A 17,713-nucleotide genomic window follows, 5' to 3' on the forward strand; every position below is an offset into this window, starting at 1 on the left:
TGGCCGAGCGGCTAGACATGCCGGCGGCGTCTCACGACGGCGGGGCCCGTCGGCCGGGGCGCCCGGGGGAGGTCTTCCGGGCCTTCCTGGTGCTGGGCCTGACCTCCTTCGGCGGCCCCGTCGCGCATCTGGGCTACTTCCGGCATGAATTCGTGACGCGCCGTCGCTGGCTCACCGAGGCGGACTACGCCGACCTGGTGGCGCTCTGTCAGTTCCTGCCCGGGCCCGCCAGCAGTCAGGTGGGCTTCGCCCTGGGGCTGTTGCGCGCCGGCGCCTGGGGCGCGGCCCTGGCCTGGATCGCCTTCACCCTCCCGTCGGCGCTGGCGCTGGTGGTCTTCGCCTGGGGCGCGAGCCTCTCCACGGGGCCCGTGGCCGCGGGGCTGGTGTACGGCCTCAAGGTGGCGGCGGTGGCCATCGTCGCCCAGGCCGTGTGGGGCATGGCGAAGAGCCTCTGTCCGGACCGGCGTCGCACCGGCATCGCGCTGGCGGCGGTCGTCACCGTGGTGCTGGTGGGCGGGCACCTCGGGCAGCTGGCGGCGATCCTGCTGGGCCTCCTGGGCGGCCTGACCCTCTGCCAGGACGCCGAGGCGGCGGCCCCTCGCGAGGTGCTGTCGCTGCCCGTCTCGCCCCGGGCCGGCGGCGTCGCCTTGGCGGTGTTCCTTGCGCTGCTCGGCGGCTTGCCGCTGTTGGCCCTCGCCGCTGCCTCGTCGACCCTCGACCTGCTGGACGCCTTCTATCGCGCCGGGGCGCTGGTGTTCGGCGGCGGGCACGTGGTGCTGCCGCTGCTCGAGGCCGAGCTGGTAGCCCCCGGCTGGGTCTCGCCGGAGACCTTCCTGGCGGGCTACGGCGCCGCCCAGGCGGTACCCGGCCCGCTGTTCACGTTCGCGGCTTATCTCGGCAGCCTGCTCGCCATCGGGCCGGGCGGGCTCATCGGCGCCGCCCTGGCGCTTGTGGCCATCTTCGTGCCGGGGCTGCTGCTGCTGGTGGCGGTGCTGCCATTCTGGAACCGGCTGCGCCACTGGGCCACCGCCCAGTCGGCGATGCGCGGCGCCAACGCCGCGGTGGTGGGGATCCTGGGCATGGCGCTCTACGATCCGGTCTGGACCAGCGTCATCCTCGGGCCCGAGCCGTTCGCCCTGGCGCTGGCCGGTTTCCTGCTGCTGGTGCGTTGGCGACTGCCCGCCTGGACGGTGGTGGGGCTGCTGGCACTGGCGGGGCCGCTCATCGCCCCCTGATCGCGAGACGCGCCGATCGCCGTCACGGGATTGACATTCGCCGTCGATATATATGGAATTCCGTATGTTTTCCACGGCCCGATCCCATCAGGAGAGACCATGACCCTTCGCATCGGCATCAACGGCCTCGGTCGCATCGGCCGCCTCGCCCTGCGCAGCCTCTGGCCGCGCATTGCGGCCGGGGAGGCCGACCTCGTGCGCCTCAACGACCCGGGGGGCGACGCCGCCACCTTCGCCCATCTGCTCGAGTTCGACTCGGTCCACGGCCGCTGGGCGCCTGGTGCAGGCATTCGCGCCGAGGAGGAGGTCCTGGTGATCGACGGCCGGCGAATCGCCTTCAGCCGCCATGACACCATCGCCGCGGCCGACTGGTCCGGCTGCGACGTCACGCTCGAGTGCTCCGGCAAGATGAAGACCCGGGAAGCGCTCCAGGCCTACCTCGACCAGGGCGTCGAGCGGGTGGTGGTCAGCGCGCCGGTGAAGGAGGAGGGCGTGCTCAACGTGGTGATGGGCGTCAACGACGACGCCTATGACCCGGACGTCCATCGCATCGTCACCGCGGCGAGCTGCACCACCAACTGCCTGGCGCCGGTGGTCAAGGTGATCCACGAGACCTTCGGTATTCGCCATGGCTCGATGACCACGGTGCACGACATCACCAACACCCAAGTCATCCTCGATGCCCCCAGCTCTCCACGGAAGCCGGACCTGCGCCGTTCCCGGGCCTGCGGCATGAGCCTGATTCCGACCACCACCGGCTCGGCCAAGGCGATCACCGCGATCTTCCCGGAACTCGAGGGCAAGCTGAACGGCCACGCCGTGCGCGTGCCGCTGGCCAACGCCTCGCTCACCGACATGGTCTTCGAGCTGGCGCGCGAGGTGACGGTGGAGGAGGTCAACGCCGCCCTGAAACAGGCGGCCGACGGTGAGCTGGTCGGCATCCTGGGCTATGAGGAGCGCCCGCTGGTCTCCATCGACTACCGCACCGACCCGCGAAGCGCCATCGTCGACGCGCCCTCCACCATGGTGGTCAACGGTACCCAGCTGAAGCTCTACGCCTGGTACGACAACGAGTGGGGCTACGCCAACCGCACCGCCGAGCTGGCCCTCAAGGTGGGGCGTTCGCCGGCCGGAAGCGCGCGGGTGGGCCGTGGCTGAATCGCTTGCCGCGCGCCTGCGGGGGCTGCCCTTCGAGGTGCGTCAGTATCTGCTGATCACCGGCAACTACTGGGCCTTCACCCTCACCGATGGCGCCCTGCGCATGCTGGTGGTGCTGCACTTCCACCAGCTCGGCTACTCGCCGCTGGAGGTGGCGCTGCTGTTCCTCTTCTACGAGGCCTTCGGCGTGATCACCAACCTGGTGGGCGGCTGGCTGGGCGCGCGCCTGGGGCTCAACCGCACCATGAATGCCGGCCTCGCCCTGCAGATCGTGGCGCTGTCCATGCTGATGGTGCCGGCGGCCGCGCTGACGGTGCCCTGGGTGATGGCCGCCCAGGCGCTGTCGGGGATCGCCAAGGACCTCAACAAGATGAGTGCCAAGAGCGCGGTGAAGGTGCTGGTGCCGAGCGACAGCCCCACCGCCGGCTCCGCGCTCTATCGCTGGGTGGCGATCCTCACCGGCTCCAAGAACGCGCTCAAGGGGGCCGGCTTCTTCCTGGGCGGCGTGCTGCTCACGCTGATCGGCTTTCGTGGCGCCGTTATCGCCATGGCGTTGATGCTGGTAGCGGTGCTGGCGCTCTCGCTGGTGCAGCTCAAGGCCGACCTGGGGCGCCAGAAGCACAAGCCGAAGTTCACCGAGGTGTTCTCCGCCTCCCGGGCCGTCAACATGCTCTCGGCGGCCCGGCTCTGTCTCTTCGCCGCCCGGGACGTCTGGTTCGTGGTGGCGCTGCCGGTATTCCTCTATGACCAGCACGGCTGGAGCCACTGGACGGTGGGCGGCCTGCTGGCCCTCTGGGTCATCGGTTACGGCGGGGTGCAGACCCAGGCGCCGCGGCTGACCGCCCGGCTTGGCGATAGCCCGCGCGGCGTCACCGTGGCGCTGGCGCTGCTGCTGGCCGGACTGCCGGCGGGACTGGCGCTGCTGCCCCTGGCCGAGGTCGGCTGGCTGGTTGCGGGGCTGCTGGCCTTCGGGGTGCTGTTCGCCGTCAACTCCAGCTGGCACAGCTACCTGATCGTCCACTATGCCCGGGCCGACGGCGTCTCCATGGACGTGGGCTTCTACTACATGGCCAACGCCATGGGGCGCCTCGTCGGAACCCTGCTCTCCGGGTGGCTCTATCAGAGTCAGGGGCTCACCGCCTGCCTGTGGGTCTCGGCGGCGCTGGTGGTGGGAAGTGCGCTGATGGCCCTGGCGCTGCCGCGGGAGGCAGCGGCCCGCTGATGTCAGCTGCTCAGGCGAACGCGGCGGTGTACGGCCACGTCCTTCGGTCATCTTCGACTAGGCTTGAGTCAATCGCCCATGTCCTGTCAGGCGTGACGCGCGTGTCATCCTGGCCGCAGTGACGGGCCTCCCGCCGGAGTGCTTGCACGTGGAGTTCAAGGATTACTATCAGGTTCTCGGGGTGGAGAAGACCGCGACGGCCGAGGAGATCAAGAAGGCGTATCGCAAACTGGCTCGCAAGTATCATCCTGATGTCAGCAAGGAGCCGGGCGCCGAGCTGCGCATGCAGGAGATCAACGAGGCCAAGGCGGTGCTGACCGACCCGGAGAAGCGGCTCGCCTATGATCAGCTGGGCCAGCAGTATCGGTCGGGCCAGGATTTCCAGCCGCCACCGGACTGGGATGCAGGGTTCGAGTTCAGCGGGGGAGGCTTCGAAGAGGCCGACCTCGGGGAGTTCAGCGACTTCTTCGCCAACCTGTTCGGCCGGGGCGGCCGGGCAGGGCGAGGGAGCCGCGGCTATCAGATGCGTGGCGAGGATCGTCATGCCAAGGTGGTCATCGATCTCGAGGACGCCTACCACGGCGCTACCCGGGCAATCACCCTGCAGGTGCCCCGGGTCGACGCCCAAGGACGCGTGGTGTCCCGAGAGCACACCCTCAACGTGCGCATCCCCAAGGGGGTGAAGGTGGGCCAGCATATCCGTCTCTCCGGCCAGGGTGGTCCCGGCATGGGAGGAGGCCCGGCGGGTGACCTCTTTCTGGAGATCCACTTCACCCCGGATACGCGCTATCGGGTCGAGGGACGGGACGTGCATCAACGCGTGCCGGTCACCCCCTGGGAGGCCGCCCTGGGAGCCAGCATCGAGACGCCGACGCCGTCGGGGGTGGTCAAGGTGAAGGTGCCCGCCGGCTCACAGTCCGGGCGCCAATTGCGCTTGAAGGGGCGCGGGATTCCGGGGCCCGAGCCGGGCGATCTCTACGTGGAGCTCGAGGTGGTGCTGCCTCCCGCCGATACGGACAGGGCGAGGGAGCTCTATGAGACCATGGCGCGGGAGCTCGCTTTCGATCCGCGTCGGCGGAGGGGAGGCTAGGCCATGGCACAGCGGCATATCGCCAGCGGCGAGTTGATCGACGAGGCGACCCTGACGCTCGAGGAACTGGCGCGCGCCTGTTCGGTCGAGGTCGGGTGGGTCGTCGAACGCATCGAGAGCGGCCTGCTGGCCTATGGGTCGCCCTATGTGGCGAGCTGGCGCTTCACCAGTCGCGACCTGACCCGGGCCCGGCGGCTGTGTCAGCTGGAACGTGACTTCGAGGCAGCGCCCGAGCTCGCCGCCCTGGCGGCCGACCTGATCGAGGAGAACCAGCGACTCAAGGAGCGACTCCGGGCCGCCGGGCTGAGCGACGACTAGTCCCGCTCCCTATGGCGCGAGCGGTGCTCGGCCTGCTGGCCGGCGTGCCGTTGCAGGGTTATGGGCATCGGATGCGCTCACCGCCCCGCGCCGGTCCCTCAAAGGCGCCGCAGCGCCCAGAGCCCGAGGATGGGCCCCGGCAACAGCCACCACAGCACCCATGTCCCCTGGGCGACCCACAGGCTCGAGGTCAACGAGATCGCCGGAATGGTCAGGGCGAAACCCACCGCGTTCATCACGGCGAGCGTAGAGCCGACCCGGGCATGGGGGGCGGTAGCGGCGGCCAGCGCCGAGAACTGGGGGGAATCGGCGATCACCGTGAGGCCCCAGGCGGCGAGCAACACGAGCAGCAGGCCGGGCGGCGCCCAGGCCAGCAGCGGATAGGCCAGGCAGGTCAGCCCCGAGACGGCCAGCGCCCGTCGCGCCACCCACAGGCTGCCCAGCCGGCGGCTCAGCTCCCCGCCCCCCACGCAGCCCGCGAGCCCCAGGGCGATGACGCCGAACGACAGCCACGGCACCAGGTCCATCGGTGCCCCCAGCCGCCCCAGCTCCCGCGCCACCAGGAAGGGGGTGAGCATCCACAGCGCGTAGAGCTCCCAGCAGTGGCCGAAGTAGCCGCCGGCCACGGCCCGGAAGCGCGGCGCGCGCAGCCCCGCCAGGCCCTCCCGCAGCCGGGTGCGCCCGGCCGGTGGGGGCAGGTGCGGGCCGTCGCCGAGCAGATGGATGACCGCTCCGCCCGCCAGCGCCAGCAGCGAGGCACCGAGCAGCGGCCACTCCCAGGGCAGGCCCAGCGTCGAGCCGCGCAGCAGGTGGGGCAGGGCGGTCCCCAAGGTGAGCATGCCGACCAGCCAGGCCAGTGCCGCCCCCTTGTGGGTCGGCGTCCAGCCGATCACCAGCTTCATGCCCAGGGGATAGATGCCGGCCAGGCACAGCCCGGTGGCGAAGCGCAGCAGCAGGCCGGCGGCGGTATGCTCGGCGGCCAGCACGAAGCCCGCGTTGACGAGCGCGCCCAGCAGGCAGGAGACGGCGAAGATGCGACTGGCCCGGAAACGGTCGGCCAGGCCGCTGGCGGCGATGCTCAAGGTGCCGAGAATGAAGCCGGCCTGGACGGTGAGCGTCAGCCGGCCGAGGTCGGCTTCGGTGAAGCCCAGGTCCCGGGACAGCGACAGTCCCACCCCGTTGACGGAGAACCACAAGGAGGTGCCGCAGAGCTGGGCCAGGACGATGATGGCCAGGGCATGGCGGTGCAGGAAGGTCGTCATCCTGCCATGGTCGCCGTCGCTCCCCGGCAAGGCAAGCGCCACCGACCCTTGGCGCCATGTTCCTCGATGCCTGCTCGACGCCAGGGCGCGCCGCGCTTCGAGCCATGCCCGCCATCGCGTAGAATGATGCTGAAACCCACTGGAGGACCCCCCGATGTCGCTGGAACCGGTTCGCGTCTTCAAGTGCCTGGGGGAAGAGACCCGGCTGATGCTTTCCCTGCTGCTGCTGCGGGAGGGTGAGCTGTGCGTCTGCGAGATGACCCATGCCCTCGACCAGTCCCAGCCCAAGGTCTCACGGCACCTGGCCCAGTTGCGCCATTGCGGTTTGCTCAATGATCGACGCGAGGGGCAGTGGGTCTATTATGCCATCGACCCTGACCTGCCCGACTGGGTGACCACGACCCTGGAAGCCGCTGGCCAGGGTGCAGCAGCCCGCCTCGCCGAGCTGCAGGCACGCCTTCATACCATGGGGGATCGCCCGGAACGCCGTGTGGCCATGTGTTGACGCCGGAGTGTCAACGACAGGCGGGAGTGCGCTTGGACACTCCCGCCGTGGCTGGCCATCGCGATCCTCTTTTCAGATGCGTGACGGTGACATCAGGAATATCGCCTGCGTTTGAATGACACATCGCGCAGGTAGGCTGGATTCTCACCCACCCGACGGATGCTGGCCCAGCTGCCCTTGTAGTAGGGAATAATGTTGCGGTCGGTCCACTCGCTGACGACGTCGCCCTGTACCCCGTTGGGATAGCCATACATCATGAACACTTGCCCCCTCTCCAGGTCCGGTTCCAGGTAGGCCATGGCCATCGTGGCACCGACGTCATTGTAGACTTCGACAATATCCCCATTGGCGATCCCCAGTGGCTTTGCATCCTGCGGATTGATCTCGATCGGTGCCATGGGGAACCGGCCCTTGCGAAAGGCCAGGTGCTGGTCGTGATAGGCGGTCTGCCAGATCTGGTTGGTCCGGCCGTTGTTGATCCAGAAGTCGTAGGTGTCCTTCTGCTGCTGGACGATCTCCGGCAACCCGTTCCAGGGGGAGGGCTGGCAATGCGCCTTCCCGTCCTCGGTATCGAAACGGTTGTCGGTATAGAGCATCTCGGTACCGATGAGCTTGCCGTCCCGATACTCCTTGATGGGCAGCTGTACACCATTGTTACCCGCCTGGCGGAGGCGTTCATAGGTGGCCAGGTGTCCGGTCGGCCCGCCCTGGCTGTCGATCTCCTTTTCGTGTGCCATGCGGAAGCCATCGTCGAAGGCGTCTTCCTCGGTGGTCCAGTCGAACCCGGCGAATCGCTCCGCCATGGCGGGGTTGCCGTCGGCCTCGTAGCGCTGCTTGAGGGCGTTGGCCATGTCGGCGGCGATGAGACAGTCCGGCTTGGCAATGCCGGGAGGGTCCATGAAGCGCTCGGATAGTCTGAGGCGCCGCTCACCGTTCATCGAGGTTAGGTTCATCTCGCCGGGATGGGTGGCGGGAAGCACCAGGTGAGCGTACTGGGCAAGCTTGGTCCGGTAGAGGTCGATATCGACGATGAACAGGCCACCCTGATTCTTGACTGCATCGTAGACAATATCGATGAGTTCCTCGGTGGTGGCACCGCGAGCCTCGGCCAGCGCCTGGTTGACGATATTGGCGCGACGCTTGATCACCTGCCGGTAGGTCTCGGCATTGACCGTGGTCTGAAAGGCATTGCAGGCCCAGACCGTCAGCATCATGCCGTTGCCCTTGATGAGCTCCTGGTCGATGTAGGGTGCCGGTCGGCCACCCGGATAGGGGGGGCGCGTATAGCCCTCCTGGTGGCCTCCCATCCGCACCACCCCTGTCCCCCGACGGCCGACATTGTGGGTGGCGATGGCCAGATTGACGATGGACGACTGGATCCGATAGTTGTCGTTGCCCCAGATCACGCCCTTCTCGTAGGCATGCAGGGTGCGCGGTGCATGGCCGTCGGCCTTGGGCTTGTAGGCCCACTCGGCCGCCTTGACGATATCGGCGCTTTCCACGCCGGTGATCCGGCTGCACTCATCGAGGTCGAGCCGATTGGCCGCCAGCATGTCGTCGAAGCCGCTGGTGTGCGCCGAAACGAATGCCGCATCATGCCACCCCTGGTCGACCACATAGGTCAGCAGCCCGTTGAACAGGGCCGTATCGGTCCCGGGCTGGATCGCCAGGTGCAGGACATTCTCCTTGCCGGCTATCGTCTCGCAGACGGCAACCGTCGGCGTGCGTCGCGGATCGACCAGGATGACCTTGCCGCGGGCGATGTTCTCGTCGGGAAACCATTCCTGCTTCTTGCCGAGGTTGGCGCCACGCAGGTTCGGCTCCCAGTGGGCCAGGAACCAGTTGGACTGCGTCTCGTAGGAGTTGCCGCCGATCGAGAAGATGACATCGGCGACCTCGGCATCCTCGTAGCTGTTGTTCAGCTCGCCGATCCCCATGTCCCGGGTGGCGTGGCATTCCGAGTTGTAGGCAGGTCGATTGTGAATCCTGACCATCCGGGTCTGCAGACCATTGAAGATCAGTTTGCCGGTGGCCCAGGTATTCTCGAAGCCGCCGCCGGCACCGCCATGGTCGAACAGGTTGAAGAACAGCTGGTCTGGCCCATCGTTGTCGAGTATCCGCTGGGTCAGTCCCGCATACAGGGCCATGGACTGCTGCCAGTTGCTCTCCACCCAGTCGTCCCCGGTATAGCGCAGCGGATACTTGAGCCGCCTCTCGCCGATCGGGGAGTTTTCCGAATACATCACGCTGGCCATCTGTCCCCCTCTCGTTGAGGACAGGCCCTGGTTCACGCTGCATGCCTTGTCGGGAACGATCATGATGGTGTGTTCGCTGCCGTCATGATCCTTGACCTGGTTGACCATGGCCGGCGTCATGGTCCCCTGCATGGGGGACAGCTGCTGGGTGAAATCCAGCGTCAGGGCGTTCTGGTCGGCTGCCCGACCGCCCTCCCTGTTTGCCGGCCATTTGTAGACATGGTAGCCACAGCCCACGATGCAGAAGTGACAGGTCATGTTGGTCTTCTGGGCATCCACCGGGGGAAGGGGAATACGGTCCTTGAACTGACTCATGGTTGTTCTCCCACAACAGGTATCACCATGCTGTTCAGATGATGTTGGCCTGGCGGCCGTAGATCAGGCCATCGACCGACACGGCCTGGATGACGTCCTCGGCCTCGTCGTACGCCAGTATGATCCTTGGCAGGTTTTCCGTTGCCTGGCCGATGACCATCTGGCCGGCATTGTCGGGATCGAAGATGCTGTAGTGGCAGGGACACTTGAAGGTCTCCGACGCCTGGTCGTAACTGACCGGGCACCCCATATGCGTGCATTGGGTGCTGTAGGCCACCACGTCCCGCTCTGGACCCACGCCCCCCTTGACTTCCCGTCCCTTGCGGATGACCACGCACGGGGAGCGATCGTCCGGGTAGTTGAAACTCAGCGGCTCATTGATCTTCAAGTCGCCGAGCTTCGCGATGACATCTCGCGGGTAGGGAAGCGTGGTATTGCCGAGGGCAGCGTTGCTCTTGTCCTGTTGGGCATGCGTGAGAGAAGACAGCGAGAGCGTTCCCACCGCGGCACTGCTGCCCGTCAACTTCAGGAAGTTGCGTCGACTCAGGTGTGGCATCGTCTGGCACTCCAATATTGTTGTCAGGAACCGGTTGGATCGTCGGTGCATAACGAATGATAGATCTGACGGTGTATTGTTATTCGTATATGCGTATATATCTGTCGGTGACCTCGCATAGCGCTCCGGATGGTTCGCACGGCGAGCATGGCACCCACGGGTCGGTCACGAGCAGAAGTATAGATCGGTGCTCGGCAGGGACGCCTGCCGATGCCCGGAAAGCTGGTGGGAACTTGATGCAGGTTAAGCTTTCGGTGCGGGGAGGCGGCGTATCGTCCATCAGCCGAGCAGTGCCCCGGTAGCAGCCACCATCCATCGCCGCCAGGAGCCCTGAAGCCATCAGAGCGTGCTGGTCAGCGAGATGGCGGGGATGGTCAGGGCAAGCCGCGAGCCGCCCTTTGCCGATCAGGCCTTCAGCAGGCGCTGGATCTCCTCGGCGCTGGCCACCTTGCCCTCGAGGATCACGTCGCCATCGACGCCCAGGGCCGGGGTGCGCATCACCCCCTTGTCGATGATGGCGTTCATGTCGGTGACCTTCTCGATCTCCACGCTGAGCCCCAGCGCCTCGGCGGCAGTCCTGGCGTTGTCGGTCAGCTGCTCGCACTTCCTGCAGCCCTTGCCGTAGATACTCAGTTTCATGGTCATGCTCCTTGCCTGTGTCGCTACGGCCACAGCTGACCGTAGAGATAGCCGGTGAGGGTGGCCATCACCACCACCAGGGTGCAGTAGACCAGGGTCTTCCGGGTGCCCAGGATGGTACGGATCACCAGCATGTTGGGGAGTGAGAGGGCGGGGCCGCCCAGCAACAGCGCCAGCGCCGGCCCCTTGCCCATGCCGCTGCCCAGCAGGCCCTGGACGATGGGGACCTCGGTAAGGGTCGAGAAGTACATGAAGCCGCCCAGCAGCGAGGCCAGGAAGGTGGAGCGCAGGCCGTTGTCCCCCACCGCCAGCATGACCCACTCCGAGGGGATCAGCCCCTCCTCACCCGGGCGGCCCAGCAGCAGGCCGGCCACGAAGACGCCGATCAGCAGCAGCGGCAGGATCTGCCGGGTGAAGTCCCAGCTCTGCTCGGCCCACTCCCGGTCACTCTCGCGCAGGGTGGCGATCAGCATAAGGCCGATGATGCCCACCGCAAAGGCCAGCTGGGGGGCGCCGGGCACGAGCAGCAGCGCCAGGGCCACGCTGCCCCCCAGGGTCAGTAGCCAGCGGGCCGGCCAGCCCCAGCGGGCCCACAGCAGCCAGCCGAGCAGCAGTGAGAGCGCCGCGGTGATCGGCCATTTCCAGGCATGAATCGCCATCCACGCGCGGCTGTCGGCGGCCGCCCAGTTGGCGAAGACCAGAATACCCACCATCAGCCCGAAGAAGGCCGCCACCTGCCCCAGCGGGCGACCGTCATCGTCACTGCCGAAGCCGCGGGCATGTCCCCGGCTGCGTTCCTGCTCCTCGCGGCGGTAGAGCAGATGCATGATCACCCCGATCACCACGGCGAAGACGATGGCCCCGATGGCCCGGGCGAGGCCCAGCTCCAGGCCCAGGACCTTGGTGGTGACCACGATGGCCATGACGTTGATGGCCGGCCCGGAGTAGAGGAAGGCCACGGCCGGGCCGAGCCCGGCGCCGCGACGGTAGATGCCACCGAACAGCGGCAGCACGGTGCAGGAACAGACGGCCAGCAGGGTGCCGGAGACGGACGCCATGCCGAAGGCCACGGGCATGGAGGCCTCGGGCCCCAGGTAGCGCATCACCGCCCCCTGGCTCAGGTAGGCGGCCATGGCGCCGGCGATCACGAAGGCCGGCAACAGGCAGAGAATGACGTGTTCCTGGGCGTACCACTGCGTCAGCCGGATGCCCTCCAGTACGGCGTTGTCGAATCGCGCGGACCCGGTCGGCAGGAAGTAGATCAGCAGGAAGAGGCCTACCACCGTCCCCAGCCAGCGGAGCTGGTCGGGGTTTTCCCTGGCCAGGGCTCGCAGTTGCAAGGGCACGGAGCGGTGAGGGCGGGTATCGGGCATGCGGGGCCTCGCATGAGGTAGGCGGCGGTCAGGGGTTCAATCTATCCGCAAATCCATATATCGAACAGGCCGCGCTGCCGAGAGCCCGATGAAGCGTCAGTCGCGCCGCGGAGCCGGTGGGCGGGGCGGGATGCCCCGCGCTGGTCAGGACGGCGCGGGGAAGCGGTCTCGTGTCGCGTTGGCGATGCGCACCAGGGCGAGCATCACCGGCACCTCCACCAGCACGCCGACGACCGTGGCCAGCGCCGCGCCCGACTGCAGGCCGAACAGCGCGATGGCGGCGGCCACCGCCAGCTCGAAGAAGTTGCTGGCGCCGATCATCGCCCCGGGCGCGGCCACGCAGTGGGGCACCCGCCAGGCCTTCGCCCAGCCGTAGGCGAGGAAGAAGATCAGGAAGGTCTGCAGGATCAGCGGCACGGCGATCAGCACGATGTGCAGCGGCGCCTCGAGGATGACCTCGCCCTGGAAGGCGAACAGCAGCACCAGGGTGATGATCAGGCCGATCGGCGTGAGGGGGCTCAACCGCGGCAGGAAGGTCTGCTCGTACCAGTCGCGGCCGTGTCGGGCGATCAGGCTGCGGCGGGTCAGCACGCCGGCGGTCAGGGGAATGACGATATACAGCACCACCGAGAGCGCCACCGTGTCCCAGGGGATCGGGATGTTCGAGACCCCGAGCAGAAACACCACGATGGGCGCGAAGGCGAACAGCATGATCAGGTCGTTGAGCGAGACCTGCACCAGGGTGTAGGCGGCGTCGCCGCGGGTCAGGGTGCTCCACACGAACACCATGGCGGTACAGGGCGCCGCACCCAGCAGGATGGCGCCGGCCAGGTACTGGCTGGCCACGGCCTCGGGCAGCCAGGGGCGGAAGACCACCATCAGGAAGAACCAGGCGATGGCGAACATCGTGAAGGGCTTGATCAGCCAGTTCACCGTGGTGGTGATGATGAGCCCCTTGGGCTGTCGGCGGACGCCGAGCACCGCGCTGAAATCGATCTGAGCCATCATGGGAAAGATCATCGCCCAGATCAGGATCGCCACCGGGATCGACACCTGGGCGACCTCGAAACGCGACAGGGTCTCGGGAATCACCGGGGCGAACTGGCCGAGCAGCACGCCGGCGACGATGGCCAGCGCCACCCACAGGGAGAGCAGGCGCTCGAAGAGTCCCATGCCCTCCGTCGTCTTCGGGGCGTCGGCGGTGGCGTGGCGCGTCATGGGGGAGCTCCCGGCGGGTGGGGGGTATCACGCGACAATATATGATATTCCATATGTCTTCAATCGTCTCACCGGCCCGGTGGCCCGGAGCTGCTATGCTCGGCGCCACTGGCTCCCTTCGGGGCGTGACGCCATCCCCCTCGAAGCCCGCGTCGTCAAGAACCCTGCCATGGAGGCCTGCATGCGCGCCCATGATGCCTTGCGTCTGGATCGGTTGAGCATCGGCGATCTCGCCCCCGTCAGCCTGACCCTCGCGCCCGGCGAGATCCTCTGCCTCTCCGGCAGCAGCGGCTCGGGCAAGAGTCGGCTGCTGCGCGCCGTGGCCGATCTCGAACCCCACGGCGGCGAGGTGTGGCTCGGCGAGACGGCCCAGTCGTCGATCGCCGGGCACGCCTGGCGCGCCCGGGTGATGCTGGTGCCGTCGGAGAGCCACTGGTGGGCCGACACGGTGGGCGAGCACCTGCCCGAGGCGTGTCTCGAAGATCTCGAGGCCCTGGGGTTCGCGGCCGAGGTGCGCGACTGGCAGGTCGCGCGGCTTTCCTCGGGCGAGAAGCAGCGCCTGGCCCTGGTCAGGGCGCTGAGCCGCGAGCCCGCGGCACTGCTGCTCGACGAGCCCACCGCCAACCTGGATGACGCCACGGCTCGCCGGGTCGAGGCGTGGCTCGGTGCGCGGATCCGCGCGCGCGGCTGGCCGGTGATCTGGGTCGCCCATGACCCCGCGCAGATCGCCCGGGTGGCGGATCGTCATCGGCGCATCGTCGAGGGGCGACTGGAGGAGGCGGGCACATGGGCGTGATCGCACTGGCCTGGTGGCAGCTGGCCCTGGTGGCCCTGATGGTGGTGGCGCTGGCCGGCTGCACCATGCTCGCCCGCCTGGAGATGGGGCGCAGCCTGCTCATCGCCGCGGCGCGCACGGTGATCCAGCTCGGCCTGGTCGGCCTGGTGCTCGAGGCGCTCTTCTCGGCGGCGCGCTTTCATTGGGTGGCGCTGATGGCGCTCGGCATGCTGCTGATCGCCGGGCGCGAGGTGATGGCCCGCCAGACGCGGCGGCTGCGCGGCGGCTGGGCCTTCGGCATCGGCACCGTGGCGATGTTTCTCTCCTCGTTCACCGTCACCGTGCTGACGCTCACCGTGATCATCGGCCCCGAGCCCTGGTACCGGCCCCAGTACGCCATCCCGCTGCTCGGCATGATGCTCGGCAACACCATGACCGGCGTCGCCCTGGCCCTGGATCGCCTCACCGACACGGCCTGGCGCCAGCGTGCGGTGATCGAGAACCGGCTGATGCTCGGCCAGCGCTGGCAGGAGGCGATCGGCGATATCCGCCGGGAGGCGATGCGCAGTGGCATGATGCCGATGATCAACGCCATGGCGGCGGCCGGGGTGGTCAGCCTGCCGGGCATGATGACCGGCCAGATACTCGCCGGCAGCCCGCCGGCACTGGCGGTGAAGTATCAGATACTGGTGATGTTCACCATCACCCTGGGCACCGGCTTCGGCACCCTGGCGGCGGTGGCGGCGGGCAGCCGGCGGCTGTTCGACGGCCGCGAGCGGCTGCGCCTGGAACGCCTGTCTGCGCCCCGCTGACCGGGTATCCGAGGTGGTCGCGAGGGAAGGGAGCCGCCGTGTGGCGGCTAGCGGGATGGGGAGGTAGCGAGGAAGGATCGGACGGGGGCGATCAGCCGCTCCGGGGATTCCCGATGGGGCACATGGCCGCAGTCGGTCAGGATCGTCGGCTCGGCGGGGCCCGGCGTGAGCGCGGCGATCCGGCGCGGTTGCGCCAGGGAGCCGAACTCGTCCTGCTCGCCGTGGATGGCCAGCGTCGGGCAGCGCACCCTGGCGAGGCTGTCATCGAGGGTCCAGTGCGCGAAGGGGGCGGAGTGCCAGGTCTCGACCCAGGCGTCGAGCACCCAGTCGGCCTTGTCGCCGTGATGCCTTGCCAGCCGTGCCATGCGGTCGGGGTCGGCAAAGGCGCGCTTTGCCTCGCGGATGCCGGCCAGGGTGCGCGGCTCGGTGAAGGCCTGGGCCGCCACCGTGACCAGCGCCTCGCAGCCATCCGCATGGCGCCCGGCGATCGCGGTCGCCATGCCGCCCCCGACGCTGTGGCCGAGCATCACGAACCGCTCCAGATCCAGCTGCTCGCGCACGGCCTTGAAGGACGTCGCCTCCTCCTCGATGAAGTCGGAGGGCTGTGGCCCGGGGTAGGGGGCGGATCGCCCGTACCCCAGGCGGTCATAGGCGATCACCTCGCGCCCGGTGGCGCGCGCCAGGCGCTCGGGGAAGTCACGCCAGAGGGCCACGCAGCCCAGCGAGTCGTGCATCAGCACGATGGGGCTGCGCCTTTCCCCGGCGTCGCCTGCCCGGTGGCGCACGGCGTGCAAGGTGCCCGCCGGCGTGGCGATCCGCCACTCCTGCCTCTCGGGCGTCCCCGCCATGCCGGCGGTCAGTCGACCAGCTCCACGGCCACGGCGGTCGCTTCGCCGCCGCCGATGCACAGGCTCGCGATGCCGCGCTTGCCGCCCTTGGTACGCAGGGCGTGGATCAGGGTGGCGATGATCCGCGAGCCGGTGGAGCCGATGGGATGGCCCTGGGCGCAGGCGCCGCCGAAGACGTTGACCTTCTCGTGGGGCAGGTTCAGGTCGTCGATGGCCATCAGGGTGACCACCGCGAAGGCCTCGTTGATCTCGAACAGGTCGACGTCGTCGACGCCCCAGTCGAGCTTCTTCATCAGCTTGTCGATGGCGCCCACCGGGGCGATGGTGAACTCGCTCGGGTGACGCGAGTGGGTGCTGTGGCCGAGCATCCGCGCGATCGGCGTGGCGCCGAGCCGGTCGGCCGCCGCCTGGCTCGCCATGATCAGCGCCGAGGCACCGTCGGAGATGGAGCTGGAGTTGGCCGCGGTGATGGTGCCGTCCTTGGCGAAGGCCGGACGCAGGGCGCGAATCTTGTCGAGCTTGGCCTGGAAGGGCTGCTCGTCGTGGTCGACCACGCTCTCGCCCTGGCGGCTGGTGACGGTGACCGGCGCCATCTCGGCGTCCAGGTGGCCGGCCTTGGTCGCCTCCATGGCGCGCTCCAGCGAGGCGATGGCGAAGTCGTCCAGGCGCTCGCGGCCGTAGTCACGCTGGCTGGCCACGTCCTGGGCGAAGACGCCCATCAGCTTGCCGGTCTCGGCATCCTCGAGGCCGTCCAGGAACATGTGATCCTTCAGCTCGCCATGGCCCAGGCGGTAGCCGGCGCGGGCCTTGGTGAGCACGTGGGGCGCGTTGGACATGGACTCCATGCCCCCGGCCAGCATCACCTCGGCGCTGCCGGCGCGGATCAGGTCGTGGGCCAGCATGGTGGCCTTCATGCCCGAGCCGCACAGCTTGTTGATGGTGGTGGCGCCGCTGGCGTCGGGGATGCCGGCCTGGCGCATGGCCTGGCGGGCCGGGCCCTGCTTGACGCCGGCGGGCAGCACGCAGCCCATGATGCCCTCGTCGATGGCGGAGGCCTCGATGCCGGCGCGCTCGATGGCGGCGCGGATGGCCGTGGCCCCGAGCTCGGGGGCGGTGAGGCTGGACAGGCTGCCGAGCATGCCTCCCATGGGCGTGCGGGTGGCGGACAGGAAGACGATATCGTTGGACTGGCTCATGGCATGGCTCCCGAGGTGGTCCGGCGCTGGCCGGAAAGCTGAGGGTTGTCGTTGTTGAGGGCTGGGTGTTCAGGCGGTTGCCGCGCGTTGACCCGGCGTCGGGCCTGTGGTCTTCTCAGGGTCAACCAAGCAAGCGCTAGTGTAAATCCCAATGAATGTAATGAATGACTCCCCGCGCCGCAAGGAATTGACCCGCCAGGCCGCCCAGTTGTTCGTCCAGGAGGGCTTCGACCGGACGACCGTGCGCATGCTCGCCCAGGAGATGGGGATCAAGTCCGGCAGCCTCTTCCACCATTTTCGCGACAAGCAGGAGATTCTCGCGGCGGTGATCGAGGCGGGCACCCAGAATGCCCTGGTCATCGCCAGGGCGGCCCTCGAGTCCTGTGACCACACGCCCGAGGCGCGGTTGCAGGCGATGGCCCGGGCCCACCTGGAGACGCTGCTCACCGACCGCAACGCCCACGTGGTCGCCCTCTACGAGTGGCGCCGCCTCGACCCCGAGGCCCGCGATCACCTGATCCACCTGCGCGATGCCTACGAGGCGCTCTGGGAGGCGGTGATCGACGAGGCATTGGACGCCGGCCTGATCCATGGCGACCGCTTTCTGGTCTCCCGCTTCGTGATGGGCGCGCTGAACTGGACGGTGCGCTGGTACGACCCCGCCGGGCCCCGCTCGCCGGACGACCTGGCCCATGAGCTGGTCGCCATGATCACCCAGCGCCCCGCCTGATCCCGAACGGTTCCCGCGCGGGCCGTCGGCCCGCCGTGCACGACCATCGTCTAGTCCCTTCTCGTCGCTCAGGGGTTGCCCCCTTCCCCGGTTGCCACTAGCGTGTACCGAGCGCTTGCTAGGTTTACGCTTACGTTAACTGCTTGGCAATCGGAAGAGGGCGTGTCCACGCCAGCGACCGGCCAGCCTCATGGTCGTCACCGTTT

General features: G+C 68.2%; 17 protein-coding genes. 9 read left to right on the plus strand and 8 right to left on the minus strand.

The genetic code is table 11. The annotated features are described in order from the left end of the window. The first annotated feature begins 17 nt into the window (after window positions 1–17). From chrA to ACGTNG_RS05095, 5 genes are all read left to right on the plus strand, one after another. Window positions 18–1,235, plus strand: coding sequence for a chromate efflux transporter (gene chrA, locus ACGTNG_RS05075; protein ID WP_394575854.1), 1,218 nt, complete (start codon window positions 18–20; stop codon window positions 1,233–1,235). A gap of 99 nt (window positions 1,236–1,334) precedes the next feature. After that, window positions 1,335–2,393, plus strand: coding sequence for an ArsJ-associated glyceraldehyde-3-phosphate dehydrogenase (locus tag ACGTNG_RS05080; RefSeq protein ID WP_394575855.1), 1,059 nt, complete (start codon window positions 1,335–1,337; stop codon window positions 2,391–2,393). After that, window positions 2,386–3,615 carry an organoarsenical effux MFS transporter ArsJ gene (gene arsJ / locus ACGTNG_RS05085; protein WP_394575856.1) on the plus strand — a complete coding sequence of 410 codons (1,230 nt, stop codon included), beginning with the start codon at window positions 2,386–2,388 and terminating at the stop codon, window positions 3,613–3,615. Before ACGTNG_RS05080 ends, arsJ begins: the two co-directional genes overlap by 8 nt. A gap of 148 nt (window positions 3,616–3,763) precedes the next feature. Next, window positions 3,764–4,705, plus strand: coding sequence for a DnaJ C-terminal domain-containing protein (locus ACGTNG_RS05090; protein WP_394575857.1), 942 nt, complete (start codon window positions 3,764–3,766; stop codon window positions 4,703–4,705). A 3-nt stretch (window positions 4,706–4,708) separates the two neighbouring features. Beyond that, the gene (locus ACGTNG_RS05095; protein ID WP_394575858.1) at window positions 4,709–5,023 is read left to right on the plus strand and encodes a chaperone modulator CbpM; all 315 of its coding nucleotides are present in this window, start codon (window positions 4,709–4,711) and stop codon (window positions 5,021–5,023) included. 98 nt (window positions 5,024–5,121) lie between these two features. On the opposite strand, the gene ACGTNG_RS05100 is transcribed toward ACGTNG_RS05095, so the two are convergent. Next, the gene (locus tag ACGTNG_RS05100) at window positions 5,122–6,285 is read right to left on the minus strand and encodes an MFS transporter (protein ID WP_394575859.1); all 1,164 of its coding nucleotides are present in this window, start codon (window positions 6,283–6,285) and stop codon (window positions 5,122–5,124) included. Window positions 6,286–6,439: 154 nt separating this feature from the next. On the opposite strand from ACGTNG_RS05100, the gene ACGTNG_RS05105 reads away from it, so the two are divergent. Beyond that, complete coding sequence (locus ACGTNG_RS05105; protein ID WP_394575860.1) at window positions 6,440–6,790, plus strand: metalloregulator ArsR/SmtB family transcription factor; 351 nt, start codon at window positions 6,440–6,442, stop codon at window positions 6,788–6,790. Window positions 6,791–6,882: 92 nt separating this feature from the next. On the opposite strand, the gene ACGTNG_RS05110 is transcribed toward ACGTNG_RS05105, so the two are convergent. The 5 genes from ACGTNG_RS05110 to arsB all read right to left on the minus strand — a co-directional run bounded on the left by ACGTNG_RS05110 (window position 6,883) and on the right by arsB (window position 13,146). After that, entirely contained in the window at window positions 6,883–9,360 is a 2,478-nt protein-coding gene (locus ACGTNG_RS05110) for an arsenate reductase (azurin) large subunit (protein ID WP_394575861.1), read from the minus strand. Between the two features lie 34 nt (window positions 9,361–9,394). Further along, window positions 9,395–9,916: an arsenate reductase (azurin) small subunit gene (locus tag ACGTNG_RS05115; protein ID WP_394575862.1), complete on the minus strand. Its 522-nt coding sequence runs from the start codon at window positions 9,914–9,916 to the stop codon at window positions 9,395–9,397. A 405-nt stretch (window positions 9,917–10,321) separates the two neighbouring features. Continuing rightward, the gene (locus ACGTNG_RS05120; protein ID WP_394575864.1) at window positions 10,322–10,555 is read right to left on the minus strand and encodes an MTH895/ArsE family thioredoxin-like protein; all 234 of its coding nucleotides are present in this window, start codon (window positions 10,553–10,555) and stop codon (window positions 10,322–10,324) included. 23 nt (window positions 10,556–10,578) lie between these two features. After that, window positions 10,579–11,928, minus strand: coding sequence for a permease (locus ACGTNG_RS05125; protein WP_394575865.1), 1,350 nt, complete (start codon window positions 11,926–11,928; stop codon window positions 10,579–10,581). 144 nt (window positions 11,929–12,072) lie between these two features. After that, complete coding sequence (arsB, locus tag ACGTNG_RS05130) at window positions 12,073–13,146, minus strand: ACR3 family arsenite efflux transporter (RefSeq protein WP_394575867.1); 1,074 nt, start codon at window positions 13,144–13,146, stop codon at window positions 12,073–12,075. A gap of 181 nt (window positions 13,147–13,327) precedes the next feature. Here arsB and ACGTNG_RS05135 point away from each other — a divergent pair, with 181 nt between their 5' ends. Then, a complete protein-coding gene (locus ACGTNG_RS05135) occupies window positions 13,328–13,942 on the plus strand; it encodes an ABC transporter ATP-binding protein (RefSeq protein ID WP_394575869.1) in 615 nt (204 codons plus the stop codon). Beyond that, complete coding sequence (locus tag ACGTNG_RS05140; RefSeq protein ID WP_394575870.1) at window positions 13,933–14,733, plus strand: ABC transporter permease; 801 nt, start codon at window positions 13,933–13,935, stop codon at window positions 14,731–14,733. The genes ACGTNG_RS05135 and ACGTNG_RS05140 overlap by 10 nt, the downstream gene beginning before the upstream one ends. Window positions 14,734–14,780: 47 nt before the next feature. Here ACGTNG_RS05140 and ACGTNG_RS05145 read toward each other — a convergent pair whose 3' ends face one another. Together ACGTNG_RS05145 and ACGTNG_RS05150 are read right to left on the minus strand one after the other, a co-directional pair. Next, a complete protein-coding gene (locus tag ACGTNG_RS05145) occupies window positions 14,781–15,581 on the minus strand; it encodes an alpha/beta fold hydrolase (RefSeq protein WP_394575872.1) in 801 nt (266 codons plus the stop codon). Window positions 15,582–15,589: 8 nt separating this feature from the next. Beyond that, window positions 15,590–16,777: an acetyl-CoA C-acyltransferase gene (locus ACGTNG_RS05150; protein ID WP_394575874.1), complete on the minus strand. Its 1,188-nt coding sequence runs from the start codon at window positions 16,775–16,777 to the stop codon at window positions 15,590–15,592. 160 nt (window positions 16,778–16,937) lie between these two features. Here ACGTNG_RS05150 and ACGTNG_RS05155 point away from each other — a divergent pair, with 160 nt between their 5' ends. Beyond that, the gene (locus ACGTNG_RS05155) at window positions 16,938–17,507 is read left to right on the plus strand and encodes a TetR/AcrR family transcriptional regulator (protein WP_394575876.1); all 570 of its coding nucleotides are present in this window, start codon (window positions 16,938–16,940) and stop codon (window positions 17,505–17,507) included. The last annotated feature ends 206 nt before the right edge of the window (window positions 17,508–17,713 follow it).

It is taken from the genome of Halomonas sp. B23F22_3 (assembly GCF_043496965.1).
In the GTDB taxonomy this organism is placed as follows: domain Bacteria; phylum Pseudomonadota; class Gammaproteobacteria; order Pseudomonadales; family Halomonadaceae; genus Halomonas.